20 protein-coding genes and 2 pseudogenes are annotated in these 24,212 nt (G+C 61.2%); 14 read left to right on the top strand and 8 right to left on the bottom strand.

Annotation, left to right across the window (positions count from 1 at the left end; genetic code table 11):
* Nucleotide 1 precedes the first annotated feature (1 nt).
* From LOY55_RS20940 to feaR, 7 genes are all read left to right on the top strand, one after another.
* Nucleotides 2-472 carry a nuclear transport factor 2 family protein gene (locus tag LOY55_RS20940; protein ID WP_046032706.1) on the top strand — a complete coding sequence of 157 codons (471 nt, stop codon included), beginning with the start codon at nucleotides 2-4 and terminating at the stop codon, nucleotides 470-472.
* The gene (locus LOY55_RS20935; RefSeq protein WP_223522647.1) at nucleotides 469-1,617 is read left to right on the top strand and encodes an amidase; all 1,149 of its coding nucleotides are present in this window, start codon (nucleotides 469-471) and stop codon (nucleotides 1,615-1,617) included. Before LOY55_RS20940 ends, LOY55_RS20935 begins: the two co-directional genes overlap by 4 nt.
* A 20-nt stretch (nucleotides 1,618-1,637) precedes the next feature.
* Nucleotides 1,638-2,921, top strand: coding sequence for a Rieske 2Fe-2S domain-containing protein (locus LOY55_RS20930; RefSeq protein ID WP_223522648.1), 1,284 nt, complete (start codon nucleotides 1,638-1,640; stop codon nucleotides 2,919-2,921).
* A complete protein-coding gene (locus tag LOY55_RS20925) occupies nucleotides 2,918-3,418 on the top strand; it encodes an aromatic-ring-hydroxylating dioxygenase subunit beta (RefSeq protein ID WP_223522649.1) in 501 nt (166 codons plus the stop codon). The genes LOY55_RS20930 and LOY55_RS20925 overlap by 4 nt, the downstream gene beginning before the upstream one ends.
* A gap of 11 nt (nucleotides 3,419-3,429) precedes the next feature.
* Nucleotides 3,430-4,170 (top strand): SDR family NAD(P)-dependent oxidoreductase, encoded by a 741-nt coding sequence (locus LOY55_RS20920; RefSeq protein WP_223522650.1) that lies wholly within the window; start codon nucleotides 3,430-3,432, stop codon nucleotides 4,168-4,170.
* Nucleotides 4,171-4,433: 263 nt separating this feature from the next.
* Nucleotides 4,434-5,384, top strand: a complete 951-nt coding sequence (locus LOY55_RS20915; RefSeq protein WP_046032711.1) for a PDR/VanB family oxidoreductase — start codon at nucleotides 4,434-4,436, stop codon at nucleotides 5,382-5,384.
* A 151-nt stretch (nucleotides 5,385-5,535) separates the two neighbouring features.
* Nucleotides 5,536-6,453, top strand: coding sequence for a transcriptional regulator FeaR (gene feaR, locus LOY55_RS20910; protein ID WP_077431734.1), 918 nt, complete (start codon nucleotides 5,536-5,538; stop codon nucleotides 6,451-6,453).
* A 121-nt stretch (nucleotides 6,454-6,574) separates the two neighbouring features.
* On the opposite strand, the gene LOY55_RS20905 is transcribed toward feaR, so the two are convergent.
* Nucleotides 6,575-7,204: a response regulator transcription factor gene (locus LOY55_RS20905; RefSeq protein WP_109787256.1), complete on the bottom strand. Its 630-nt coding sequence runs from the start codon at nucleotides 7,202-7,204 to the stop codon at nucleotides 6,575-6,577.
* A 259-nt stretch (nucleotides 7,205-7,463) separates the two neighbouring features.
* Here LOY55_RS20905 and hpaC point away from each other — a divergent pair, with 259 nt between their 5' ends.
* Nucleotides 7,464-7,976, top strand: a complete 513-nt coding sequence (gene hpaC / locus LOY55_RS20900; RefSeq protein WP_077431735.1) for a 4-hydroxyphenylacetate 3-monooxygenase, reductase component — start codon at nucleotides 7,464-7,466, stop codon at nucleotides 7,974-7,976.
* A 122-nt stretch (nucleotides 7,977-8,098) separates the two neighbouring features.
* On the opposite strand, the gene LOY55_RS20895 is transcribed toward hpaC, so the two are convergent.
* Genes LOY55_RS20895 through LOY55_RS20885 form a run of 3 tightly spaced genes read right to left on the bottom strand, consistent with a single transcriptional unit; the run spans nucleotide 8,099 to nucleotide 11,729 of the window.
* On the bottom strand, nucleotides 8,099-9,121 hold the full coding sequence (locus LOY55_RS20895) for a phosphotransferase enzyme family protein (protein ID WP_223522651.1): 1,023 nt from the start codon (nucleotides 9,119-9,121) through the stop codon (nucleotides 8,099-8,101).
* 9 nt (nucleotides 9,122-9,130) lie between these two features.
* A complete protein-coding gene (locus LOY55_RS20890) occupies nucleotides 9,131-10,411 on the bottom strand; it encodes an aspartate aminotransferase family protein (protein ID WP_223522652.1) in 1,281 nt (426 codons plus the stop codon).
* Complete coding sequence (locus LOY55_RS20885; RefSeq protein ID WP_223522653.1) at nucleotides 10,404-11,729, bottom strand: amino acid permease; 1,326 nt, start codon at nucleotides 11,727-11,729, stop codon at nucleotides 10,404-10,406. The genes LOY55_RS20890 and LOY55_RS20885 overlap by 8 nt, the downstream gene beginning before the upstream one ends.
* Nucleotides 11,730-12,280: 551 nt before the next feature.
* On the opposite strand from LOY55_RS20885, the gene LOY55_RS20880 reads away from it, so the two are divergent.
* Complete coding sequence (locus tag LOY55_RS20880) at nucleotides 12,281-12,646, top strand: DUF6124 family protein (RefSeq protein WP_223522654.1); 366 nt, start codon at nucleotides 12,281-12,283, stop codon at nucleotides 12,644-12,646.
* A gap of 136 nt (nucleotides 12,647-12,782) precedes the next feature.
* On the opposite strand, the pseudogene LOY55_RS31265 reads toward LOY55_RS20880, so the two are convergent.
* The 3 genes and pseudogenes from LOY55_RS31265 to LOY55_RS20870 form a co-directional block, all read right to left on the bottom strand.
* A pseudogene (locus LOY55_RS31265) lies at nucleotides 12,783-13,379 on the bottom strand (methyl-accepting chemotaxis protein); the annotation flags it as partial.
* A 258-nt stretch (nucleotides 13,380-13,637) separates the two neighbouring features.
* Nucleotides 13,638-14,690 (bottom strand): annotated as a pseudogene (locus LOY55_RS31260) (HAMP domain-containing protein); the annotation flags it as partial.
* Nucleotides 14,691-15,114: 424 nt separating this feature from the next.
* On the bottom strand, nucleotides 15,115-16,437 hold the full coding sequence (locus tag LOY55_RS20870) for a hypothetical protein (RefSeq protein WP_109787251.1): 1,323 nt from the start codon (nucleotides 16,435-16,437) through the stop codon (nucleotides 15,115-15,117).
* Between the two features lie 240 nt (nucleotides 16,438-16,677).
* Here LOY55_RS20870 and LOY55_RS20865 point away from each other — a divergent pair, with 240 nt between their 5' ends.
* From LOY55_RS20865 to LOY55_RS20845, 5 genes are all read left to right on the top strand, one after another.
* Nucleotides 16,678-17,067 (top strand): cytochrome c family protein, encoded by a 390-nt coding sequence (locus tag LOY55_RS20865; RefSeq protein WP_077431742.1) that lies wholly within the window; start codon nucleotides 16,678-16,680, stop codon nucleotides 17,065-17,067.
* A 48-nt stretch (nucleotides 17,068-17,115) separates the two neighbouring features.
* On the top strand, nucleotides 17,116-18,606 hold the full coding sequence (locus LOY55_RS20860) for an aldehyde dehydrogenase family protein (protein WP_223522656.1): 1,491 nt from the start codon (nucleotides 17,116-17,118) through the stop codon (nucleotides 18,604-18,606).
* Between the two features lie 138 nt (nucleotides 18,607-18,744).
* Nucleotides 18,745-19,245 carry a sigma-70 family RNA polymerase sigma factor gene (locus LOY55_RS20855; protein ID WP_046032725.1) on the top strand — a complete coding sequence of 167 codons (501 nt, stop codon included), beginning with the start codon at nucleotides 18,745-18,747 and terminating at the stop codon, nucleotides 19,243-19,245.
* 40 nt (nucleotides 19,246-19,285) lie between these two features.
* A complete protein-coding gene (locus LOY55_RS20850) occupies nucleotides 19,286-20,260 on the top strand; it encodes a FecR family protein (protein WP_223522657.1) in 975 nt (324 codons plus the stop codon).
* 108 nt (nucleotides 20,261-20,368) lie between these two features.
* On the top strand, nucleotides 20,369-22,792 hold the full coding sequence (locus LOY55_RS20845; RefSeq protein WP_223522658.1) for a TonB-dependent receptor: 2,424 nt from the start codon (nucleotides 20,369-20,371) through the stop codon (nucleotides 22,790-22,792).
* Between the two features lie 111 nt (nucleotides 22,793-22,903).
* Here the strand turns inward: LOY55_RS20845 and LOY55_RS20840 are convergent, their stop codons facing one another.
* On the bottom strand, nucleotides 22,904-24,055 hold the full coding sequence (locus LOY55_RS20840) for an MFS transporter (RefSeq protein WP_223522659.1): 1,152 nt from the start codon (nucleotides 24,053-24,055) through the stop codon (nucleotides 22,904-22,906).
* Between the last annotated feature and the right edge of the window lie 157 nt (nucleotides 24,056-24,212).

Genomic DNA, 24,212 nt, shown 5'->3' with positions numbered 1-24,212 from the left:
CATGAACGAGGCCGTGCTGCAGCGTCTTGAAACGCTGGAAGGGGAGAGCCAGGTGCGCCGCTTGATGGCGCGCTACATGGACCTGTGCGATGTGCCGAGGGCACCGACGCAGGTGCGTGAACTGGCTGAATTGTTCAGCGAAGACGCGATCTGGGAAGGCATCGGCAGCCAGACGGTGCAGACCTTTGGCCAGCATCGCGGACGTGACGCCGTGGCTGCGTTTGTCGGCAGCTACTTGCCGCCGTCCGAACACTTTGCGCTGAACCTGCATTACCTCACCAGCGAGTCGATTGTGGTCGACGGCAGCACGGCCCAAGGGCAGTGGATCATGCAGCAGATTTCAACCTATGCCGATGGCCGCAGCGAATTGTTCGGCACGCGCTTGAACATCGATTTCCAGCGCGTCGACGGTGTCTGGCTGATCGCGCATTTCCGCACACAACGTTTGTTCAACACGGTGCTGGGCGCATGAGTACGTTTATCAGCGAATTTCTACTCGGTGGCAGCGGCAAGCGGGTCGCGATCAAGGATTCCATCGACATTGCCGGCCACCCGACCCAATCCGGCAGCCGCGCCTTTGCTCGCGCTTTGCCGGCCCTGAAAAACGCCGAGGTGGTCGATGCGATCCTCGCGGCGGGCTGGCAAATCGTCGGCAAGACCAACATGCACGAGCTGGCGTTTGGCGTCACCGGCATCAACGACTGGACCGGCACTCCGATTAATCCGCAAGCGCCGGACCGCGTGCCCGGTGGTTCTTCCAGCGGTTCGGCGGCAGCCGTCGCGGCCGGGCTGGCAGACATCGCCATCGGCTCCGACACGGGTGGTTCGGTACGTGTACCGGCAGCGTGCTGCGGCATTGCCGGGTTGAAACCGACCTATGGCCGTGTCAGTCGGGTCGGTGCGCATCCGGCTGAATCCAGCCTCGATTGCGTGGGCCCCTTCGCGGCGGACATGGCGGATTTGATCGCTGCGATGCAAGTGATCTGCCCTGGCTTTCAGGCTCAGGGTTTGCCATCGGCCAATGCCTCGGTGGGCTTTCTCGATGTCGCCTGCGATCCGCATTTGCAAGCGTGTCTGGGCGCTGCTGCCGACCGTGCCGGTTGGCGCCGCAGCACCGTGCAACTGAGTGAATTCGAAGCCGCATTTGCCGCCGGCCTGACCGTGATCAATTTTGAAAACTGGGCCGCGTTCGGTCATCTCACCGGTCAAGGCTTGATCGGTGCGGACGTCGAACTGCGTCTGCTGGCCGCCAGCCGCACCAGCGCTGCCGAACTGGCAGAAGCCGAAAAGGTCCGTGAGCGCTTCACCCGGCAGGTGGATGCCGCGCTGGAAAACGTTGAAGTGCTGCTATTGCCGACGATGCCGGGTTTGCCGCCGACACTGGTCGAAGCCCGCAGCGCGAGCAAAGCCGTGGCCGGCATGACGCCGCTGGTACGGCCATTCAACCTCAGCGGCCATCCGGCGCTGACGGTGCCGGTGGAACTGGATTGCGGCGGGCTGAAAGTCGGCCTGCAAATTGTTGGCCGCAAAGGTCAGGACGAAGTGGTCTGCGCCTTTGGTGCGCAGTTGCAACAGAGCATGACCGGTGAACGGTCGATCCCTAACAAGAAGTCATAAAAAGCCATGAGGAGAACCGCATGAGCACTCATGAATACCGGCTGATCGCTACGTCGAAAAGCCCTGACGAACTGGTCGAGCACGACCGCGTCGACGTCTCGCTGTACAACGACCCGGCGCTGTTCGAAGCCGAGCTGGAAAAGATTTTCTACCGCACCTGGGTGTGGGTCGCCCACGAAAGCGAAGTGCGCAACAGCGGCGACTTCAAGACCGCCACCATTGGCCGTCGCCCGGTGATTGTCGTGCGCGACAAGAAGAACACCATCAATGTTCTTGAAAACCGTTGCCGGCACCGTGGCGCCACAGTGTGCGAAAAACACAAAGGCAACGCCACCGGTTTCACCTGCCCGTACCACAGCTGGTCCTATGGACTGGACGGCAAACTGCGCGCGCTGCCGTACCCGGACGGCTACGAAGGCATTCTGGAAAAGTCCGAACTGCCGCTGACCAGCCTGCGCGTTGAACGCTACGCCGGTATGGTTTTCGCCAGTTACAACGACGAGATCGAACCGCTGGAAGACTTCCTCGGCGGCGCCAAACACTGGATGGACCTGTTCATGAAACAGGGCGCCGGCTACCCGATCAAAACCCAGGGCGAACACAAGTTCAGCTTCAAGGGCAACTGGAAGATCCAGCTGGAAAACACCACTGACGGCTACCACTTCCCGATCGTGCACAAGTCGTTCATGTCGTCGGTGGATGAAGAAACCTCGGAAATGCTCTCGTTCATGACCGACGAACAAGCCGTAACCCATTCGTTGGGCAACGGCCACAGCGTGATGGTGATGGTGCCGGAACACGTCGATCTCGATCACGACGACGGCACCGAACAGCTGCAAGAGCGCTTTGCGCATGTGACTGAAGAACTGTCGAAAACCCTGCCGGCGGATCAAGTGCGCCGCATCGTGCGCTCGCTGCACGGCGCCGGGTTCAACTTGAACCTGTTCCCGAACGTGGCGATGTCGATGTCGTTCTTCCGCGTGCTGCGTCCGGTATCGGTCACCGAAACCGAGATCCGCCACGTCGCCCTCGGCATGGACGGTGGCCCGGAAATCGCCAACCGCGAACGCATGCGTATTCACGAACACTTCCAGGGCCCGTTCGGTTTCGGCAGCCCCGACGATGCCGAGGCCTGGGACCGCGTGCAGCGCGGCTCGTACGCCGGCGTCGATGCGCCAATCCTGGTCAACCGCGGCTTGAACCGCGAAATCATCGCTGAAAACGGCGACAAGGTCAGCCACGCCACCGATGAAGGCGGCATGCGCGGTGCCTACGACATGTGGAAAAGGATGATGAGCCAATGAGCAATCACGACACCCTGAACGGTTTTTCCGGCCCGTTGGCCCAGGCCATCGAATTCATCTGGCGCGAAGCCGAACTGCTCGACCACAAGAACTACGCCGAATGGGCGACCCTGTGGAGCGAAAGCGGCAAGTACATCGTGCCGATCGACCCGGACACCGAAGACTTCGAAGCGACCCTCAACTACGCCTATGACGATGCGCGCATGCGTGACCTGCGCATCGAACGCCTGACTGCGGGCTACTCGCCGTCGGCGGTGGACGCGGCGACAACCATTCGCTCGGTCTCGCGTTTCCGTCTGGTGGAAGCGGCGGGGGATCTGGTTGAAGTGAATTCGGCGCAGGTGCTGTACGCCTACAAACGCGGCGTGCACACACCGTTCGTGGCCGACCTCAACCACCGGATTCGCTTCACCGACGGTGTGGCGAAACTGGAGCGCAAGGTCGTGCGCCTGATCAACTCCACCGACAGCCTAAGCGCGCTCGGCTTCCTGCTGTGAGGGCCAACACCATGAACCGAGTAGCCCTGGTGACCGGCGCTTCGCGCGGTCTCGGCGAATGCATCGCCCGTCGCTTGCACGCGGCGGGTTATCGCGTGGCCCTGGCCGACGTGCGCCTTGATGGCGTGCAGCGGTTGGCGGCGGAGCTTGATAGCAGCGGCGCGAGTGCCGTCGCCGTCGAACTGGATGTGCGTAATAAGGCCGACTTTGTCCGTGCCCGCGATCTGCTCGCCGAGCGTTGGGGCGGCACTGACATTCTGGTGAACAACGCCGGTCAATCGAAAGTGGCCGCGCTGATGGACATCACGCCCGAAGAGTTCGATGAGTCGATGGCGATCAACCTGCGCGGCACGTTCGTGGCTTGCCAGGTGTTCGGCGCGCACTTTGCCGAGCGCGGCTTTGGTCGCATCGTCAACATCGCCTCGCTGGCCGGGCAGAACGGCGGCACCGCCACCGGCGCGCATTACGCGGCGGCCAAGGGCGGCGTGGCGACCCTGACCAAAGTATTCGCCCGCGAACTGGCGTCACAAGGGGTGACGGTCAACAGCATTTCGCCAGGACCACTGGACTTGCCGATCGTGCACGAAACCGTGGCCCCGGAGCGTCTGGAGCAGATTCTGAAGGTGATCCCGGCCGGCACCCTTGGCGCCCCCGAATACATCGCCGACAGCGTCTTGCTGTTGGTCGCCGACCACGCCGCCTCTGTAACCGGCGCGTGCTGGGACATCAATGGCGGGTTGTTCATGCGCTGAAAAAGCGTTCGACGCAGCTTATGTAGCAGCTGTCGAGCAGCGCGAGGCTGCGTTCGGCTGCAAGGCAGTCGTGAAATCAGGCGATGCGGTGTTTCAGGAAGATCGCGTTTTCAGGATTGACGGCTGCTTCGCCCGAGCGCGGACCGAGCCGAACGCAGCCTCGCGGTGCTCGACAGCTGCTACCGGCGAACGCAGCCTCGCGGTGCTCGACAGCTGCTACAGGGCTGCTCATTTAACAAAATCAACCGAATTCAGGTGATGCAATGATGAAAGTGAGGATCGAAAGGATCGTCGACGAAGCGCTGGATATCCGTTCCTTTCGCCTCGTGCGCAGTGATGGTCAGCCGCTCGACGCTTATGAACCGGGGGCGCATGTCGACCTGACCGGGCCGACCGGCGTGACTCGTCAGTATTCGCTGTGCAGTCCGCCGCAGGATCGCCGTGCGTATCTGGTGGCGGTCAAGAAAGAAGCGCAATCGCGCGGTGGTTCCGCGGCCCTGCACGAGCAGGTGGAAGAGGGCATGGAGCTGGAAATGGGTGCCCCGCGCAACCTGTTCCGCCTCGACCCGACCGCCACCGAGCACGTGCTGTTCGCCGCCGGTATCGGCGTCACGCCACTGTTGAGCATGGCCTATCGACTGGCAGAAAGTGGCCAACCGTATCGTTTGCATTACTTCGCCCGCTCGCCGCAGTACGCGGCATTTTCCGAATTGTTGGCCAGCACCTTTGCCGATCACGTTCAGTTCCATTACGGCGTCGAGCCGGGTGACATGGACGCTGCATTGACGCAAAGCCTGAACCAGGCCGGCAGCGATGCCCACGTCTACACGTGCGGCCCGGCGCCGTTCATGAACAAAGTGGTGGAAGTGGCCGCCCGCAGCCGTAGCGAAGACGCGATTCACCTGGAGCATTTCCAGGCCGACCCGGCCGCCAATGCCGGCCCGAGCGGCGGTTTTGAAGTGGAACTGGCCAGCTCCGGCGTGGTGCTGCAGATTCCGGCCAATACCAGCCTGGTCGACGTACTCCAGGCCCACGGCTGCGACATCGACACCGAGTGTCGCGAAGGTATCTGCGGCACGTGCATCGTCGAGGTCCTGGACGGGGTTCCGGAACACCGGGATAACTGCTTGTCGAGCAAAGAAAAAGCGGGCAACAAGCAAATTTGTGCCTGCGTTTCACGAGCGTTGTCCGCTCGTCTGGTATTGGACCTGTAAGCGCAAATCCCTGGAAACATTGCGTGGGAGTCGATTAAATCGACGCCCCACGACCGTCTAAGGAGGCGACGGTCACGAAACCGGTATTCATCGAACCGCTCGACGAAGCGGTCGAAAAATAACAATAAAACTGACGTGAGGCCTTGCGGTCATGATTACTTCATCGGCACTGCGCAACGATGCATTTGAAAGTTGGTTAAGTCAGGTCAATCAGGCCTGTGGGCGCTTCGACGCCCGCGCACTGGACACGAATTTCTACGGTGAACTGGCGGAGTTTCGCAGCGGCGCGATCAACCTCAGCGTGGTCGACATGGCCCACGTGCATTTGTATCGCACCAGCAAAGACGTCAGCACCAGCAGCGACGGCCACTACTACGCAGTGTTCCAACTGCGCGGCAGCTCGCAACTCGAACAGGGTGACAACCGCGCCCAATTGGGCTGTGGTGACATTGCGCTGATCGACGCCTGCCAACCCAGTGACATGACCTACAACGAAGACTCCCGGCAGTTGTCACTGATTTTGCCGCGCCAGGTGGTGCAGCGCGGTTCGCACTTCAACGCGCTCAACTGCGCCACGCGCATTGCGGCCACCACGCCACTGGCTGCGCTGGCCAACCGCATGGTCCTGGAAACGCGGCAGCATCAAAGCCTGGACATGCAGGAAAGCGAAGCGGTGCTCGACGCGCTGGTCAGCCTGTTGTTGCCGGGTATCAGCGCTCGCGACGCCAGCGTGGATGCCCACGAGCGGCAATTTCGTAAAACCATCGCTTACATCGACGAGCACATCAGTGCTGAAGAACTGTGCCCGGAGCTGATTGCCCGTGAGGTGGGGATTTCGGTGCGCGGGCTGTACCGGATGTTTTCCAAGCGTGGTCTGGTGGTGGCGCAATACATCAAGCATCGACGCCTGGATTTCTGCGCCGAAAACCTGCGCCGTTCGGATGTCGAGCAGAAGCTGTCGGCGCTGTGCTACGCGTGGGGATTCTCGGATTCGAGCTACTTTTCCTCAGCGTTCAAGTCGCGCTTTGGCGTGTCACCAGGTGAATATCGCAAGCGCTACAGTCACTGACTAATTGTGACGACCTCATCGCGGGCAAGCCCGCTCCCACAGTGATTTTGTGAACGCCACAAATCAACTGTGGGAGCGGGCTTGCCCGCGATGGCGGCCTGAAGACCGCCGAAGATTAAGGTCAGTGCCGGGCAGGTTCATCCACCGGCAAATGCAACACCTCGCGCACCAGCATCGCAATGCTGGTCACGCCCATCTTTTCCTTGATCTTGGTGCGGTGCACATCAACGGTTTTGACGCTGATGTTCAGCTCGCGGGCGATTACCTTGCTGGCCTTGCCATCGATCACCAGCATCAACACTTCCCGTTCCCGGCTGGTCAGCAGCGCCAGTTTGCCTTGCAGGTTCTGACGTTGCTCCTGATCGGCCTGGGCATGCACGGCGGTCTTCAGCGCCGCCTGAATGCGGTCGATCATCTGCTGCGGGTTGTAGGGCTTCTCGACGAAATCCAGCGCTCCGTTTTTCATCGCCGTGACCGACATCGGAATATCGCCATGGGCCGACACGAAAATCGTCGGCAGGGTGCTGCCGCGCTGGTTGAGGATTTCTTGCAACTGAAAGCCGCTGGTTTCCGGCATGCGCACGTCCAGCACCAGGCACGCCGGTTGCTTGGGGTCGTACTGGCTCAGGAACTCTTCAGCGCCGGCAAAGCATTGCGCCTGCACACTGACCGACTCCAGCAACCACGCCAATGAGGTGCGCAGGTCTTTGTCGTCATCGACGATATACACAATCGGTTTGCGGGTTTCCATCTGGGACTGCCACGAGAATTTCTAATTATTGTTTTCGCACGCGTGCACGCTGCGGCGGACATCAGCTCATCACTGAGCTTAGTAGCAGAATACCCACTGCCGTGGGCCCTGACGATAAAGAAACCACCTAGTCGACTAGCGGAAAGCCTACCTCGCCATGGGGATCGTCAGAATGGTCGCGCGCCGCGCCGGGCCTTAATCTTGTTCCAACAACAAGGGGCCGCGCAACGACGGTCCTCCTGAAGGAAGGGGCATCGACATGGCCGACCTGAGCCAGCAGCAAATCGACTTTCGCAACGCCATGGCGCAGCTGCCTGCTGCGGTGAACATCATCACCACCAACGGCCCCGGCGGACAATGCGGCATCACCGCCAGCGCCGTGTGCTCGGTCACCGATTCGCCACCGACCGTGCTGGTCTGTGTGAACCGCAACAGCGCCACCCACGATGTGTTCCGCACCAACGGCCACTTGTGCGTCAACGTGCTGTGTGGCGAGCAGGAAGAGCTGGCCCGACACTTCGCCGGCATGACCAAAGTGTCGATGGCCGAACGTTTTGCCTGGGACCTGTGGGACGAAGGCGACACCGGCGTGCCGTTGCTGCGCGATGCGTTGGTGCAGCTGGAAGGACGGATCACCGAATGCAAGGAAGTCGGGTCGCATTCGGTGATGTTTGTTGAGCTGTCGAATGTCGGTGTGCGCGGGGAGAGGGACAGCCTGGTGTACTTCAACCGGTTGTTTCATCGCCTTGAGCATGCCGGGGCGCATTGCTGATACACCGCGTTATCGTTCATCGCGGGCAAGCCACGCTCCCACAGGGTTTTGCGCAATACACAAATTTGGTGTTCACGCTGACCACTGTGGGAGCGGGCTTGCCCGCGATGGCGGACTAACAGTCACCGCACCTGTTGCAGATACTCCCGAGCCAACAAGCAAGCCCGATCAATCAACATCGGTGCCATTTCGATCGCGGTCGGTGTGCCTTTGCGGGTATGAATCCAGCCCAGGTACGTCGTGCCGCGCAGCATCAGAAACAGCGCCAGCGTCTCCCGGTCGGCATCCGTCAGCGGTTTGACTGCGTGATACCCCTTCAGCAGCGCCGCTTTGATCTGCTCATAACGCGGGTCGTCCAGGCAGAAGTACAGTGCCGTCGCCAACTCAAACATGTGCCAGCCAAAACCCGCATCGTCGAAGTCGATCAGGCGCAAGTTTGCGCCCTCGATCAGCAGGTTCTCTGGCACCAGGTCAGCGTGGATCATGCCGAAGTTGCCCAGCTGTCGACCGTATCGACGCAAGTCGCTGCGCGCACGGCGGCGGGCCTGTTGCAGCAGTTCACGTTGATCGACGCTGAGCTGTTCCAGGTCCCAGAACCGCCCCCAGAACGGATTGGCGCCGATCAAGCCATCCTCATCCCAGGCATGCCGGACAAACTCGTCCGGCTGTTGCCAATCCGCCGCGTGCAAATGAATACGCGCGGCGAGCGCGCCGGCTTCGGCAAACAGAAAGTCGATTTCGGTGTCCGCCTGCACGCCCGCTTCAGAGGTGCCCGCCGTGGCGCCGGGCAGCCAGGCGAGCATGTCGACGTGGCGCGGTTCGCCGATGTCGGCATGCAGCACTTCGACCAGGTGGCGCTGGTTTTGCGCGCGGATGATCTGCGGCACGGTAATGCCGGCCGTGGCCAGCGCTTCCATCCATTGCAGCTCCGAACGCAGCGCCGCTTCGCAGTGATAGCCGTTGCGGTGGATGCGCAAGGCGACCCGTTGGCCGTCCTCACGGCGCGCCGAGAACACCGCGTTCTCGCGGAATTTCACCAGTTCGATCTCGGCAAAGGCGCCGTCCCACTGTTGCAGGGCGTGCCGGGCCAGATCGTGCAGTTTGGCGACTTGCTGGTCGTGGCTCAGGGTGTGGAAATCAGTCATGGCATGGCCTCAGATAGCGCTCAGGGCGGTGTCCAGCGTGTCGACGAAGAGGTCGGCGTGCTCGCGGTTGAACACCAGCGGCGGCCGTAGTTTGAGAATGTTGTCGCCGGCGCCGATCTTGCTGATCAGCACCCCCAGCTCACGCATGTGGTTGACCACCCGCCGCGCCTCCAGCCCGGCGGGCTCTTTGCTGGCGTGGTCGCGCACCAGTTCCATGGCGAAGAACAACCCTTTGCCGCGCACATCGCCAATGATCGAGTGCTTGCTGGCGAGCACCTGCAAGCGTTGTTGTACATAAGCGCCGACGGTGTGCGCATTGCGCAGCAACTGTTGCTCTTCAATGACATCGAGTACCGCCATGCCAACCGCCGCCGCCACTGGCGAGCCGCCGAAGGTGTTGAAGTACATCGCGTTACGACCGAACGACTCGACCAGCTCCTTGCGGGTAATCAACCCGGCCAGGGGATAACCGTTGCCCATCGGCTTGCCGAGGGTAACGATGTCCGGCACCACGGCGTGGGCCTGATGCCCCCACAAGTGTTCGCCGGTACGCGCAAACCCGGATTGCACCTCGTCGGCAATGAACAAGCCGCCCGCCGCACGGATCAGCTCAGCGGCTTTTTTGACGAAACCGGCCGGCACCCGTGGCAAGCCTTCGTTGGCAAACAAGGTGTCGATCAGCAACGCGGCAGGGCGAATGCCTTGGGCTTGCATCGAGGCGATGGCGGCTTTGATGTTGGCGGCATATTGCTCCGCCAATTGCGCTTCAGTGGTGCCAGCGGGCGCGTGATAAAGACACGGGATCGGCACGGCGCGGGCATGCGCGCCGAACGGTTCCGGTGACGGTAACGCGGTGGTGACTTCGGCCAGCGACGCCGAGTTACCGTGGTAGTTGTAATCGCTGACGATAATGCCGGTGCCGCCGCTGGCGAAGCGTGCCAGGCGCAACGCCAGCTCATTGGCTTCGCTGCCGGTGCAGGTGAACATCGCGGTGTCCAGCGGGTCGCTGAAGGTTGCGGTCAGGCGCTCGGCGTAGCGCACGATTTGCTCATCCAGATAACGCGTGTGGATGTTCAGCGTTTCGGCCTGGCGGTGCATGGCCGCCACCACGTGCGGGTTGCAATGGCCGACGCAGGGCACGTTGTTGTAGACGTCGAGGTAGCGCTGGCCATCGACGTCATACAGCCAGACGCCTTCGCCGCGCACCAGGTGCAAGGGCTTGTCGTAGAACAAAGGGGAAGCGCTGCCGAGTACGCGATGGCGGCGCTGCAAGAGCGTGTCTTCAGGCATGGTCTGGGGTCTCGATCAGTGGCGCGTTGCCTTGCAGACGGGCACGCAGCAGGAAGTTGAAAATGCTCAGCACGAAGGTCACCGCGAGGGCGATCAGCATCAGCATGTCGAGCTGGAAGCAGGCAGCGATCACCAGCAGCGTCAGGGCCAGGCCCAGCCAGGCGATCACTTTGCCGCCGGCCAGGCAAAACGGCCGTGGCAGGTCCGGTTGACTGCTTTTGATGCGCAGGTAGGCGCCGAAAATGAACAGGTAGCAAACGTTGAGCAGCAGCACGACCGCGAGCATCACTGTGGCCGGGTCGACGGCGGACAACGGCAGGCCGATGGCGCCGATCAACAGCAGTGCCGGGAACGGCGTGCCGCGCTTGCCGGTTTTGCCCAACCACTGCGGGAACAAGCCGTCGCGGGCCATGGCAAACAGTTGTCGCGAGGCGGCGTAGATCAGCGAGAAGAAGGTCGCGATCAAACCGAACACCGCGCCGCAGCCAATCACCTTGGCCAGCCACGAAGCGTCGCCGTAGACATTGGTGCTGGTCATCGCGGCGTACAGCGGGTCGCCTGCCGAACCGACCAACTCAACGCCACCGGCGCCCGGTGCGCACACCAGCACCACCAATGCGGTCACCAGCAACGTGGCGATGGCGGCAAGAATTCCGCGTGGCATGCTGCGCCCGGGGTTTTGCGCTTCTTCGGCGGCCGAGCCGGTCTGCTCGACGGTGATGAACAACCAGATCGCGAACGGCACACAGGCGAAAATACCGCCCAGGCTAATCGACGGCCCAGCGATTGCCGCCGGCATTGTCAGCAGGTTGGTCAATTCGACATGCGGTGCCATGGCCACGCCAAAGGTCAGCAGGGCGACGACCGCGATCACGCCGGCAATCATGGTCAGGCCCATGGCCTCACCGACGCCGCGCATGTGGATGCCGATGATGATCGCGAACAGGGCGATTTTGACCGGCCAGCCACCGAGGCCGAACATCGACTCGGTGTAGGCGCAAATAAACGTCGCCGCCGCGCCGGTGCCGATGGTCAGTGCCAGCGCGCAAGCGACGCCGACCAGGTAACCCACGAACGGTCCGAAAGCGTTTTGCGCATAGACGAATACACCGCCGGCACTTGGCAACGCGGTGGACAGCTCCGCCACACACAACGCCAGACCGCCGCACAGCAAGGCCATCAACAAGGTGGCGATCAGCATGTTCAGCCAACCGCCGGCCATCAACCCGAAGTTCCAGCCGGAAAACTGCCCGGCCACCACCAACGCAATTCCGAGGCCGGCAATCTTTGGCCAGCCCAACGCACTTTTCTTAAGCACAAGCGTCTCCCGCGACCCTGGGGTCGATTTATTGTTTTTGGGGGTTAGAAAAGGGATCGGTTTTGATACTACGCGGGGGTGGTGGTGGGGCTTGTTTGCGTGGATGCCATCCGGTTGTTTGTGGATGCCAGATTTGGTTGGGTGGAGGGCAGGGGGATCGCGTTATCGTTCATCGCGGGCTTGCCCGCGATGGCGCCCTCAAATCGAAGCACATGTTTAACGGCGTTTAAGGTTACTTCCTGAAAGCCACAGCACCTTGCGCCATTACCTACGACTACGCCAGAATCCGCCGGCTTGTGCGCTTTGGACGCCCTCGGTAACTTGATTCCCGTCACTGATTCCCAGTGATCGGGTTTAGTAGCCCGAGGTTCGAGTAGTGCGTCAGGCGTCTGTCAGACAGGTATTTCATTGCCTGCATTTGATGGTGGCTGTTCGCAGGGCGCCCTCGGGCGCGCCGGTCTTCTATTCGTTCCCCGGTCTACTAACCTGCGTACAGCCGCCACCCCTCGTATTAGTAGCGAGGCGTGGCTGCCCAATCAGGAACGCATAATATGTTCAAGGTAACGCCAAATCCGCCAGACACAGATCCGGCATCCCCCTACGAATCAGTCGATTCAAAAAAACTCCACGAAGCCGCCGAGCGCGCGCTGAATCACTACCTCAACCCCGCGGCCCTCAAATCCCCCGCTACCCGCAAACCCAGCACAATGTTCATGCTCGCACCGAATATCAGAGACGAAGACCTGCTCGCCCATACCTGTGAGTCATTGGCCCAGGCCAGTGTCATGGCCAGCGATTTCGCGGGGTACCTGGAAGGACCGCATCGGCACACGGCGATGGCGATTCAGCAGATCATCATGCTGGCGGAATTGGCGGCGAACCGGATGATGGATAACGTTGAGGTGCCGAAGTCATAGGCTGAGACCGTGTCATCGTTCATCGCGGGCAAGCCACGCTCCCACAGGTTTTGTAGTGTTCAGTCATTTTGTGATGACCTCAAAACCTGTGGGAGCGAGCTTGCCCGCGATGGCGATGTGTCAGGCAACATCAATCTCAGATCCGAAAACTACCAACAAGCTGATTCAACCGATCCGCCTGCCGCTCCAGCTCGGTACAAGCCTGCAACGTCGAGTGCAGGTTTTCCACGCCTTGCTGGTTCAAAGTGTTGATTTCGGTGATGTCGACATTCAACGCCTCGACCACTGACGTCTGCTCTTCCGTAGCAGCGGCGACTGATTGGTTAACGTTGTCGATCTCACCGATGCGCTGCGTCACGCTGCCCAAGCGCTTGCCGGCGAGGTTGGCGATGTTGACGCTTTCTTCGCTGTGCTGCTGGCTCTCAGTCATGGTGGTGACCGAGTCGCGGGCGCCGATTTGCAGTTCTTCGATCATCTGCTGAATCTCCGCCGCGGACGTCTGGGTGCGTCCGGCCAGGCTACGCACTTCGTCGGCGACCACCGCAAACCCGCGACCGGCTTCACCGGCGCGTGCTGCCTCGATCGCGGCGTTGAGCGCCAGCAGGTTGGTCTGCTGCGAGATGCCTTTGATCACTTCGAGGATCTGCCCGATGTTCACGGTTTTGCCGTTCAGCACTTCGATGTTGACGCACGAGGCGCTGATTTTTCCGGACAATTCGTTCATCAGTTCAATCGTGCGCTCCACCACTTGCCGGCCATCCTCGGCTTGTTCCCGTGCGACGGACGCCTTCTGTGAAGCATCGGACGCGTTATGTGCGATCTCCTGCGCGGCGGCACCCAGTTGGTTGATCGCGGCGGCGACGCTGTTGGTGCGGGTCGATTGTTCGTCGAAGTTGCTCATCGACGAATTGGAGGCGAGCAGCACACGCTTGGCCACTTCATTCACGCCAATCGCTGCCAAAGACACCTCGCGAATTGACTGGTGAATGCGTTCGACAAAGCGGTTGAACGCAGTCGCCAGTTGGCCGATTTCATCCCGCGACTGCACCTCAAGACGCCGCGTCAGGTCGCCTTCGCCTCGGGAGATATCTTCCATGACCCGCGTCAGCACTTGCAGTGGCCGGGTGATGCGAAACGCCGTGTACCAGATCAACAGCAAACCGAGCAGGGCGGAGCCGCCACCCACCAGCATTTCGAGTGCGGTGCTTTGCACGCCTTGGGCATCAAGTTCTTTTTGCAGCGTGGTCACCGGCGCCAACAGCACGTCTTGCGGCACACCCACCAATACACCCCACGGCGCGGCGCCGGCAATCGGTGCCAACGGTTCGAGGACTTTGATTTGTTGCTGATCGATAAAGACCTTCGGTTGCCCCTGACGCAAGGCGTCGATCACCTCGGCATTGTCCAACGGTTGCCCGAGGCGGCTGACGTCCTGGCTGTTGGCCGAGATCACGCCACGCGGGCTGACGATGCTGATCTGCCCATGGCCGTCGAACAGTTGATGGGCGCTGGCTTCGCTGTTCTGTTGCAGGGCGGCGAGGTTGATGTCGAGGCCGACCACGGCGATGACTTTGCCGTTGTCCATCAGCGGGAACGCGACGCTGGTCACCAGTTTGCGGCTACCGGAGGCTTCATCGAAATAGGGTTCGAGTACACAGGCCTGACGGGTGTCGCGGGCGCAGGTGTAGAACGCGTTGTACGGTGCGCCGCTGGGGCCGGGTGAGGTGTTGGCCAGCAATGATTCATCGCCGATCACCGCTTGCAGTTCGCCGGGTTTGCTTTGCACCCAGTAGAGGGAGAAGCGCCCGGTTTCGTTGCTGCCCATGGCGGCCTGGTCGGTGAAACCGGCGTCGGCACCGTCGAGGGCATCGGGTTCGAAAATGACATAAAGCCCGAGCAGGTCGGGCTTGTCGATCAGGGCTTGATGAAGCTGGGTGCTCAGCTCCTGGCGCAGTTGCGAGCGGGTCAGATGACCCTGCTGTTGCAGCTGCCGGAGGTAGAGCAAATACCGCGACAACCCTTGGCCATATTCGTGAGTCTGCATGAAGGTGCGTTGCACCTGCATCGCCTGCACGGTGCCCAGCGCTTGCATGTGTTCCCTGGCCGCGTTGGCGAGCATGTCGCTGCTGGCCTGGGCCACTTGCTGGCTGCTTTGATGGGTTTGGTACAGCGACAACCCCATCAACAAACCCACCACCAACAACAGGCAGAGGCCGGCGAGCAGGGCGATTTTGCTCTGAATCGTCAGAAATCTTGAGCGCATTGGAAACTCCGTTTCCGTTGAAGAACAATGTTTGCCTCAACCCGTTCCCTGTAGCAGCTGGCGAAGCCTGCGTCCGGCTGCGAAGCAGTCGTAAAACTTGAATGCGGGGCCTTCCTGACATGCCGCATTGTCTGTCTTGGCGACTGCTGCGCAGCCGGACGCAGGCTTCGCCAGCTGCTACAGGGATCGTGTTGGGCTTACAGACTTAGAACGAAGTGGCGAACACCACTTGGCTGTAGACGTTCTGGTCGTTGTTGCCCAGCTGGGTGCCACCCTGTTCGGCGCTCTTGTCCGGCTGGTAGATACCAACCAGCGGCATCACCGTCAGGTGGTCGTTGACGTGCCATTCGGCGTACAGGTCGACTTCGTGGCCATCGGTGTTGCCGAGGTTGCGATCGATGGTGTCGTAGTTGAAATACATCACGCCGACGTTGAGGTTCTCCAGTGGCGAAACCTTCATGGAAACGTTCTGGATGCGCGAGTTGCTGTTGAACGGCCCGGCATAGTTACCGGCCACTTCACCCTGGAACCAAGTGCCATAGCCGCGGCTGAAACCGTAGAACAACGTGTCGTAATTTTCCGAGAAGCGGCTGTAGCGGTAGCTGACATACGGCGTCCAGAGGGCGTCGGAAAAGGTCCATCCCGCTTCCAGGTACCAGGCGTCTTCGTTGCCGGTGTGCGGTTTGTCCTGCTCGGCGTATTCACCGGACAGGAACAGGTTTTTCACCCCGGCATTGCCGGTCGCGCGCAGGCTGTAGGTCTTCATGCCGTCGCGTTCAGCTTGCAACGGGGACGCGAATTGCTCGTCGACATCGGTGGTGTCGATGTAGGTCAGGCCGACGGTGCCTGCTTCGGCCACGTGCTCAAGGGTGCCGACGTACATTTCGGTCTTGGCCTGGGCGCGGTTATCCGACTTCAACCACATCAAGTCGCTGCGCCAGCCTTGCTTGCCACCGAGGCGCAGCACGGCGGTTTCGTCGAAGGCTTTACGCGCGGCCAGGTAGTAGGCGCCGCCGCGGTTGAACTCACCGTCGGCCAGACCTTTGCCGATGTTCAGCGCGTCGCCATCAATCAGGAAACCATCGCCGACCACGATGTTCTGGCGACCGAAGGACAGGTCGACGCCGTCATCACCCATCGCTTCGAACAACTTGCCCGAGCGCCAGCCGAGGTAGGCGTCTTCGAACTTGGTGGTGCGTTCCGAGCCGTCGGTGAAACCGGCGGCATCGCCATCACCCCAGGTGCCGGAGCTGAGCATGTTGCCGGCGCCGTAAGCGGTGCCGACACCGCCCAGGGCCTGGTCGAAGCTCAGGCCGTATTTGATGTAGCCCTCTTGCCATGAAGAAGAGCCTTCACTGAGACGACCCGACAGCGCGTAGTTTTCCTGGCTGTGGAACGCGCCGAAGACGGCTTCCAGGGTGGCGTTCAAATGACTGTCGTCATCGGCATAGAGTTCGTAGGCATGAGCCTGGGTGGCGCTGATCATCAGCGCGAGCGTCGAAAGACGAAGCAAGGGGGACTTGAGCATGGTGTGGCATCCATTCTTGTTCATGACCACAGGGTTGAGGTCTGTTTCGATACTAAGGCGAGGAACTTTTTCGGCCTTTTGTGTGGTTGCCAAAGAGTTGCCTGTGCTTGCCAAAAAGCGTGGTTTGGCAGCCGGGCCAACACGACTGGCACGCAGGGCAAAACCTGTGCGTGAGTCAGCGCTGACAATCCGTTTCAACCCTGCTGTTGCTTCCCCCACGGATTTTCAAGGTCGCTTCTTATGTTCACTTCACACAAATGCTCGCTCATTGGTTTGCTGACACTGGCGCTGGCGCAAACCGTCGTGGCCGCCGACTGCGCGCCGGATCAAGCCCATGGCGCCCAGGTGTTCGCCAATGAATGCGGGGTTTGCCATTCGGTGAGCAAGGGCATGGCCGGCATGATGGGGCCGAACCTGTCGGGTGTGGTCGGACGCAAATCCGGCTCGCTCGAAGGCTTCAGCTACTCCCAGGCCATGCGCAGCAAGGACGTGACCTGGCAAGCCGAAACCATCAGCCAACTGATCACCCAACCCCAGGCCTATGTGCCCGGGACCTACATGCCCTACATGGGGCTGGCCTCCGCCGATGATCGCCAGGCGGTCGTTTGCTATCTCAAAGAACAACGCTAATCAGCCGGACTTCCAGGCTGAACCACACGTTTGAATGACAGGTGAATTATGAGCAACGTTGAAATTCTGCCGCAGGTTGCTGCCTTCCTTGAACGCCGCCATGGCTGCTTCATTGACGGCCATTGGGTGTTGGCCGACGGCCCGCAAATCGCCGTGGTCAACCCGGCCACCGGGCAAACCCTGTGCGAAACCCTGGACGCGCCGCTGGAACTCGTCGAGCAAGCCGTGCAGTCGTCGCACAAGGCGTTCAAATCCGGCGTCTGGTCGGCACTGCGCCCGGCGGACCGCGAACGCATCCTGCTGAACTTCACCGCACTGGTAGAAGCGCACGCCGAAGAACTGGCGCAGCTGGAGACCCTGAGCCAGGGCAAGTCGATCAACATGGCCCGCGCGCTGGACTTGAACGCCACCGTGGAATTCATGCGCTACATGTCGGGTTGGGCGACCAAGATTGAAGGCCAGACCTTTGACGTGTCGATCCCGCTGCCACCGGGCGCCAAGTTCACCGCGTTCACCAAGCGTGAGCCAGTGGGTGTGGTGGTCGGGATTGTGCCGTGGAACTTCCCGCTGCTGATCGCGGCCTGGAAGCTGATGCCCGCGCTGGCCACCGGTTGCACGGTGATCATCAAGCCGGCAATGGAAACCCCGCTGACCGCCATGCGCCTGGCCGAACTGGCCCTTGAAGCGGGCATCCCGGCCGGCGTGTTCAACGTCGTCACCGGTGGCGGTGCTTCGGTGGGCGGCGTGCTGACCGCGCATCCGCTGGTGAGCAAAGTGTCGTTCACCGGTTCCACTGCCGTGGGCAAAAGCGTCGGCGTGGCGTGCATGGAAAACATGACGCGCTTCTCGCTGGAACTGGGCGGCAAAAACCCGATGATAGTGCTCGCTGATGCCGACATCGAAAAAGCCGTGCAGGGCGCGATCCTCGGTGGCCTGCTGAACAATGGCCAGGTGTGCGCGGCGGCTTCGCGCTTCTATGTGCACCGCTCGATCCACGATCAATTCGTCGAAGCGCTCGCCGCAGCGGTATCGGCCATGCCGATCGGTGCCGGCATGAACTGCAATGCCGCGATCAACCCACTGGTGTCGCGCAAGCAACAGCAAAGCGTGCTCAAGCACATCGAACTGGCTCGCCGTGAAGGCGCGCGCGTGGTCTCGGGCGGGGAGTTGGTGGAAGGCGAGGGCTTCTATGTGCAGCCCACCATTCTGGCCGACATCGACCACAGCATGGCCGTGGCCCGTGAAGAAGTGTTCGGCCCCGTGCTGGGCGTAATGCCGTTCGACGACGAAGATGCCGTCATCGCCTTGGCCAACGACAACCGCTACGGCCTGGCCGCCAGCCTGTGGACCAACGACCTGGGCAAAGCCATGAACCTGGTGCCACGCATCGAAGCCGGCACGGTGTGGGTCAACGCCCACGTGCTGCTCGACCCGGCCATGCCGTTTGGTGGCGTCAAGCAATCGGGCATGGGTCGTGAGTTTGGTCGTGCGGTGATTGAGGCGTATACCGAGCTGAAGTCGGTGTGTATTGCGCACTGATTGAGTAATTGGCAACGGCCCCTGCAATGGGGGCCGTTGGTTTGACTGACTGGCGGCGACGTTGGCGACGTAGTATCCATTGCTTCCAGTTAATAGGAAGCATTACTATTCGCGCCTCCGTCCCCACAGCACACCGCAATGACCCCCAAGCTGCCCCGCAGACACGGCTTTTTCGAGCATTACGAAGAGTTGGTTGGCACCTGGACCCGTCGCCTGAGAAATCGTCAGCAGGCCGAGGACCTGGCCCACGACACCTTTGTGCGGGTGCTTGAGTCCGATTCGGCGGTGGTGGAGCAACCCCGGGCCTATTTGCACCAGACCGCGCGCAACATCGCGGTGGATGGTTATCGGCGTGAGGATCGGCGGGGCGCCATGGAGTCGCAGGCGAATGATCACAGTGTGTCGTCGTCCGGCGACCCGGAGCATTTCATGCAGGCGGTTCAGTTGGCTGATTCCATCGAACGGGCGCTCACCGAGTTGCCGATCAACTGCCGCAAAATATTCGTGTGGCAGAAGATCGAAGGCCTGACCCAGGCTGAAATCGCCGAACGCCTGGGCCTGTCCAAGAACATGGTGGAAAAGTATATGATCCGCACCCTGCGGCATCTGCGCGACCGCCTCGACGGACTGTACCCATGACTGGCCGCGCATTCTCATCCCCAGCCAAACAGGAACTTCCATGATGGATACTCGTGATTGTGCGTGCGGGCAAACAACCGTTCGCGACGAGGCGGCGCGCTGGTTTGTGCGTTTGCAGGAGCGGGCGATGGGCGTCGAAGAGGTCCAACGCTTTGAAGCCTGGCTGAGCGAACATCCTCAACACTGCGACGAATTCAAGATTCTTCAGGGCTTGTGGACGGCTGCAGATAGGCTGCCGGTCAAACGCCTGCAAGCCTTGTGCGAAACCCCGCCAGCACGCCGCAAACGCCAGCCGCTGATGCGTTATGCCGTGGCGGCGAGCATCGTCGCGGTAGCACTGGGGCTGGGATTGTTCAGCGGTTTGAATCATCCGCCAGCGTATACGGCGGAATATTCCACGGCGCTGGGCGAGCGTCGTCATGTGGCCTTGCCGGACGGTTCGGTGATCGACATGAACAGCCGCAGCCGCGTGCAGGTGCGCTATGAAAAGAATCGTCGGGCCATCGAATTGACGGAAGGCGAGGCCATGTTCAGCGTTGAACATGACACCGGCCGGCCGTTTGTGGTCGAGGCCGGCAACGGCAAGGTCACGGTCACCGGTACGCGTTTCGATGTACGTCGCGACCCCACGCAAACCCGGGTGGCGGTGGAGCAGGGCACGGTCAAGGTTCAGGGGCAGGGCGCTGATTTCATCACCGTCACTGCCGGCCTCGGTACCCGCATCGATGCGCAAGGGGTGGTCGCAGCCGCCTATGCGATCAATCCCGAGGAACTGACCGCATGGCGCAGCGGCAAACTGGTGTTCAACAACGCCAGCCTCAGCGAGGTGGTTGCCGAAGTGTCGCGCTACCGGGCCAACCCCCTCACGGTCGGCAACGATAAAGTGGGCAATTTGCGCCTGACCAGCGTGTTCAAATCCGACAACACCGATGCACTGCTCAAGGCCTTGCCGAGCATCCTGCCGGTGGCCGTGCGCACGCTCGATGACGGCAGTCAGGAAATAATTTCCAATTAATTTCCAAACCGATTCAGGTTTTTTTTGAGTTCATCGTCTTCTTGTCCAACTGCAACTGGTTTGCATTAACAGACGCACACTCTTGCGATTCTCAGGACACTGTTCGACGTGAAGAAAACCACCGCTAAAAACAACAATTCCCCTTGGCTGCGGCTCGCGCTTGCCCTGGCCATCAGCTCGGCGCTGCCTCAGGCATTCGCCGCTGACGCCATCCGCATTCCGGCCCAGCCGTTGGGCGAGGCCTTGAGTGAACTGGGTCAGCAAACCTCGCTGCAGGTTTTTTTCAGTCCAGAACTGGTGGCCGGCAAAACAGCCCCGGCGGTGGACGGCAACTTCTCGCCTGAAGAAGCCTTGCGTCAATTGCTGCAAGGCAGCGGTCTGCAATACCAGATCGATGAAGGCTCGGTCACGCTGATGCCAGCACCGACTTCCGCCGCCAATGGCCCGATCGAACTGGGCGTGACCGACATCAAAGTGGTCGGCGACTGGCTTGATAATGCCGATGCCGCCCTGGTGCAGAACCACCCTGGCGCGCGGACGGTGGTGCGCCGCGAAGCGATGATCGAGCAGGGCGCGATGAACGTTGGCGACGTGCTCAAACGCGTTCCCGGCGTGCAAGTGCAGGACGCCAACGGCACCGGCGGCAGTGATATTTCCCTGAACGTCGGCGTGCGCGGCCTGACATCGCGCCTGTCGCCACGCTCCACGGTGCTGATCGACGGCGTCCCCGCCGCGTTCGCCCCCTATGGCCAGCCGCAACTGTCGATGGCGCCGATTTCCTCAGGCAACCTCGACAGCATCGACGTGGTACGCGGCGCCGGTTCGGTACGTTACGGGCCACAGAACGTCGGTGGCGTGATCAACTTCGTCACCCGCGCCATCCCGGAAAAGGCCACTGGTGAAATCGGCACCACCCTGGAAACGTCCCAGTACGGTGGCTGGAAACACATCGACACCGCGTTCCTCGGCGGCACGGCGGACAACGGCATCGGCATGGCGCTGTTGTATTCCGGCGTCAACGGCAACGGTTACCGCGAAAGCAACAACGGCAACGACATCGACGACGTGATCCTCAAGACCCATTGGGCACCCACCGATGTCGACGATTTCAGCCTCAATTTTCACTACTACGACGCCAGCGCCGACATGCCCGGCGGCCTGACCCAGGCGCAGTACGACGCCGATCCGTTCCAGTCCGACCGTGACCACGACAATTTCAGCGGCCGTCGTAAAGATGTGTCCTTTCGCTGGGCGCGGCAGATCGACGACCGCACCCAGGCCGAAGTGCTGACGTATTACACCGACAGTTTTCGGGGCAGCAACATCGCCGCCCGCGACCAGAAAACCCTCAGCTCGTACCCGCGCACTTACTACACGTACGGCATCGAGCCACGGGTGTCCCATGTGTTTGATGTGGGCCCGACCACTCAGGAAGTCAGCGTCGGCTATCGCTACCTGAAGGAAGCCATGCACGAAGAATCGAGCCGCGTGGCGTTGGTGAACAATCAGCCGGTGATCACCAAGACCTCCGATGGCCACGTGTTCCAGGACCGTACCGGTGGCACCGAAGCCAACTCGGTGTATGTCGACAACAAGATTGATGTCGGCAACTGGACCGTGACCCCGGGTATTCGCTTTGAACACATCAGCACTGACTGGCACGACCGCGCCGTGCTCGACACCGCCGGCAAGCGTGTACCGGCGAAAAGCCGCAGCATCGAGAGCAACGAGCCGCTGCCGGCCCTGAGCGTGATGTATCACATGTCCGAAGCGTGGAAGCTGTTCGCCAACTACGAAACGTCGTTCGGCAGCCTGCAATATTTCCAGCTCGGCCAGGGTGGCATTGGCGACAACCCGGCCAATGGCCTGGAGCCGGAAAAGGCCAAGACCTACGAAATCGGTACGCGCTACAACGATGACGTGTGGGGCGGCGAAGTGACGCTGTTCTACATCGACTTCGACGACGAACTGCAATACATCAGCAACGATGTGGGATGGACCAACCTCGGCGCGACCAAGCATCAGGGCATTGAAACGTCGGTGCATTACAACATGGCGGCGCTGAACCCGATGCTGGAAGGCCTGACGGCCAACGCCGGTTTCACTTACACCCGCGCGACGTATGAGGGTGAGATTCCGGGCTTCAAGGGCCGTGACCTGCCGTTCTATTCGCGCCAGGTGGCCACCGCCGGGTTGCGTTACGACATCAATCGCTGGACTTACAACCTCGATGCGTTTGCCCAGTCCAAGCAGCGCTCGCCGGGTACAGGCGTGAACGCCGATGGCAGTTTCAACGGCAATTACATCACCGAAGGGACTGCGGACGGCCAGTTCGGCGACATTCCGGGTTACGTGACCTGGAACGCGCGCGGCGGGTATGACTTCGGTGCGCAGTTGTCAAACCTGAAACTGGCGGCGGGGGTGAAAAACATCTTCGACAAGCAGTACTTCACTCGCTCCAGCGACAACAACTCGGGGATGTACGTCGGAGCGCCGCGTACGTTCTTTGTGCAGGCCAGCGTCGGCTTCTGATAGAGCGAGGTGACTTCAACGTCGGAACGCCGCCCGGACCAAGCCCGCTCCTACAGGTTTTGTGAACGACACAAAACAAATGTGGGAGCGGGCTTGCCCGCGATTGCTGTTTCAGGCTCTCAACACTTTCCCGCCAATCGCCACCGCCACCAGCAGCAATGCCATCAAGCCGAAGGCAAAACTCAAGCTGCTGCCATGGGCGATAAATCCGATCACGGCCGGGCCGGCGAGGATGCCCGCATAGCCCAACGTAGTGATGGCCGGCACGGCAATGTGTTCGGGCATGACCGTTTGTTTACCGACGGCGGTGTACAGCACCGGCACAATGTTGGAACACCCCGCGCCCAATAACGCATAACCGGCCAGCGCTGCTTCCCAGGCCGGTGCGAACGTGGCCAACGCCAGGCCCGTCGCGGCTGTCAGCCCGCCAAACACAATCACCCGCGTCGAACCAAGGCGTCGGACAATCCGGTCACCGGTTAAGCGCCCGGCCGTCATGGTCAGTGCAAATGCCGCATACCCAAGTCCCGCATACGCGGTATCGATCCCGCGTTCCTGCGCCAGAAATACCGCACTCCAGTCGAGAGCCGCGCCTTCGGCCAGGAACACGATGAAGCACATCCCGCCAATAAACAGCACGATGCCATGGGGCACGGCAAACGCAGGCCCTGTGCTTTCGCTGCCATAGGGCAACAGGTGGGGCGCCGCCTTGAGCAACGCCAGTACCAGCACCACAATGACCACGGCCATCGCGCCCAGCGGTGAAAACCCAAGGCCAAGCAGGCCACTGACACCGGCCGCGCCAACAATCCCGCCCAGGCTGAACATCCCGTGAAACCCCGACATCATGTTCTTGCCGCTGGCTCGCTCGACGATCACCGCTTGCAGGTTGACGGTCGAATCCACCGTGCCGAGACCGGCGCCGAACATGAATAACGCGGCGATCAACCCCGGTATGGACGACACCGTCGCCAGTAGCGGTAATGCCACGCAAATCAACAACGCCCCCCCGGTGGCCACTCGCCGGCAACCGAAGCGCGCGGCCAGCAACCCGGCCATCGGCATCGCCAGAATCGAACCGACCCCCAGGCTCAACAGCAGCAAACCGAGCGTCCCTTCCTCCAGCCCGGCCCGTGCCTTGGCGTAAGGCACCAGCGGCGCCCAGGCGGCGATGCCGAGACCGGCGATGAAGAACGCGATGCGCGTGGACATCTGCTCCAGACGGCCGGGAACCAGCGGGGTTTGGGTGTGAAGGTTGGTCATATCAATCCTTGGCAAAAAACGTCGCGTCCCCAAAGGACACCGACTGACCCGCGGGGTTCGGTCAGTGTCCGCAGCGGTTCGCGGTCAGGCAGGTCCACATCCTTGCACAGCCAGCGGTTGTTTCGCGATATCGTCGACACTTTGATTGCTCAGGCAG

Source organism: Pseudomonas sp. B21-040 (assembly GCF_024748695.1).
Taxonomy (GTDB): Bacteria; Pseudomonadota; Gammaproteobacteria; order Pseudomonadales; family Pseudomonadaceae; genus Aquipseudomonas.
The sequence above is the reverse complement of the archived record's forward strand: the minus strand, read 5'-3'. Positions and strand labels throughout refer to the sequence as shown.

Excerpts from the sequence above, each read along its gene's own strand:
- LOY55_RS20940 (WP_046032706.1), top strand. The coding sequence starts at position 2 with ATGAACGAGGCCGTGCTGCAGCGTCTTGAAACGCTGGAAGGGGAGAGC.
- LOY55_RS20935 (WP_223522647.1), top strand. The coding sequence starts at position 469 with ATGAGTACGTTTATCAGCGAATTTCTACTCGGTGGCAGCGGCAAGCGG.
- LOY55_RS20930 (WP_223522648.1), top strand. The coding sequence starts at position 1,638 with ATGAGCACTCATGAATACCGGCTGATCGCTACGTCGAAAAGCCCTGAC.
- LOY55_RS20925 (WP_223522649.1), top strand. The coding sequence starts at position 2,918 with ATGAGCAATCACGACACCCTGAACGGTTTTTCCGGCCCGTTGGCCCAG.
- LOY55_RS20920 (WP_223522650.1), top strand. The coding sequence starts at position 3,430 with ATGAACCGAGTAGCCCTGGTGACCGGCGCTTCGCGCGGTCTCGGCGAA.
- LOY55_RS20915 (WP_046032711.1), top strand. The coding sequence starts at position 4,434 with ATGATGAAAGTGAGGATCGAAAGGATCGTCGACGAAGCGCTGGATATC.
- feaR (WP_077431734.1), top strand. The coding sequence starts at position 5,536 with ATGATTACTTCATCGGCACTGCGCAACGATGCATTTGAAAGTTGGTTA.
- LOY55_RS20905 (WP_109787256.1), bottom strand. The coding sequence starts at position 7,204 with ATGGAAACCCGCAAACCGATTGTGTATATCGTCGATGACGACAAAGAC.
- hpaC (WP_077431735.1), top strand. The coding sequence starts at position 7,464 with ATGGCCGACCTGAGCCAGCAGCAAATCGACTTTCGCAACGCCATGGCG.
- LOY55_RS20895 (WP_223522651.1), bottom strand. The coding sequence starts at position 9,121 with ATGACTGATTTCCACACCCTGAGCCACGACCAGCAAGTCGCCAAACTG.
- LOY55_RS20890 (WP_223522652.1), bottom strand. The coding sequence starts at position 10,411 with ATGCCTGAAGACACGCTCTTGCAGCGCCGCCATCGCGTACTCGGCAGC.
- LOY55_RS20880 (WP_223522654.1), top strand. The coding sequence starts at position 12,281 with ATGTTCAAGGTAACGCCAAATCCGCCAGACACAGATCCGGCATCCCCC.
- LOY55_RS20870 (WP_109787251.1), bottom strand. The coding sequence starts at position 16,437 with ATGCTCAAGTCCCCCTTGCTTCGTCTTTCGACGCTCGCGCTGATGATC.
- LOY55_RS20865 (WP_077431742.1), top strand. The coding sequence starts at position 16,678 with ATGTTCACTTCACACAAATGCTCGCTCATTGGTTTGCTGACACTGGCG.
- LOY55_RS20860 (WP_223522656.1), top strand. The coding sequence starts at position 17,116 with ATGAGCAACGTTGAAATTCTGCCGCAGGTTGCTGCCTTCCTTGAACGC.
- LOY55_RS20855 (WP_046032725.1), top strand. The coding sequence starts at position 18,745 with ATGACCCCCAAGCTGCCCCGCAGACACGGCTTTTTCGAGCATTACGAA.
- LOY55_RS20850 (WP_223522657.1), top strand. The coding sequence starts at position 19,286 with ATGATGGATACTCGTGATTGTGCGTGCGGGCAAACAACCGTTCGCGAC.
- LOY55_RS20840 (WP_223522659.1), bottom strand. The coding sequence starts at position 24,055 with ATGACCAACCTTCACACCCAAACCCCGCTGGTTCCCGGCCGTCTGGAG.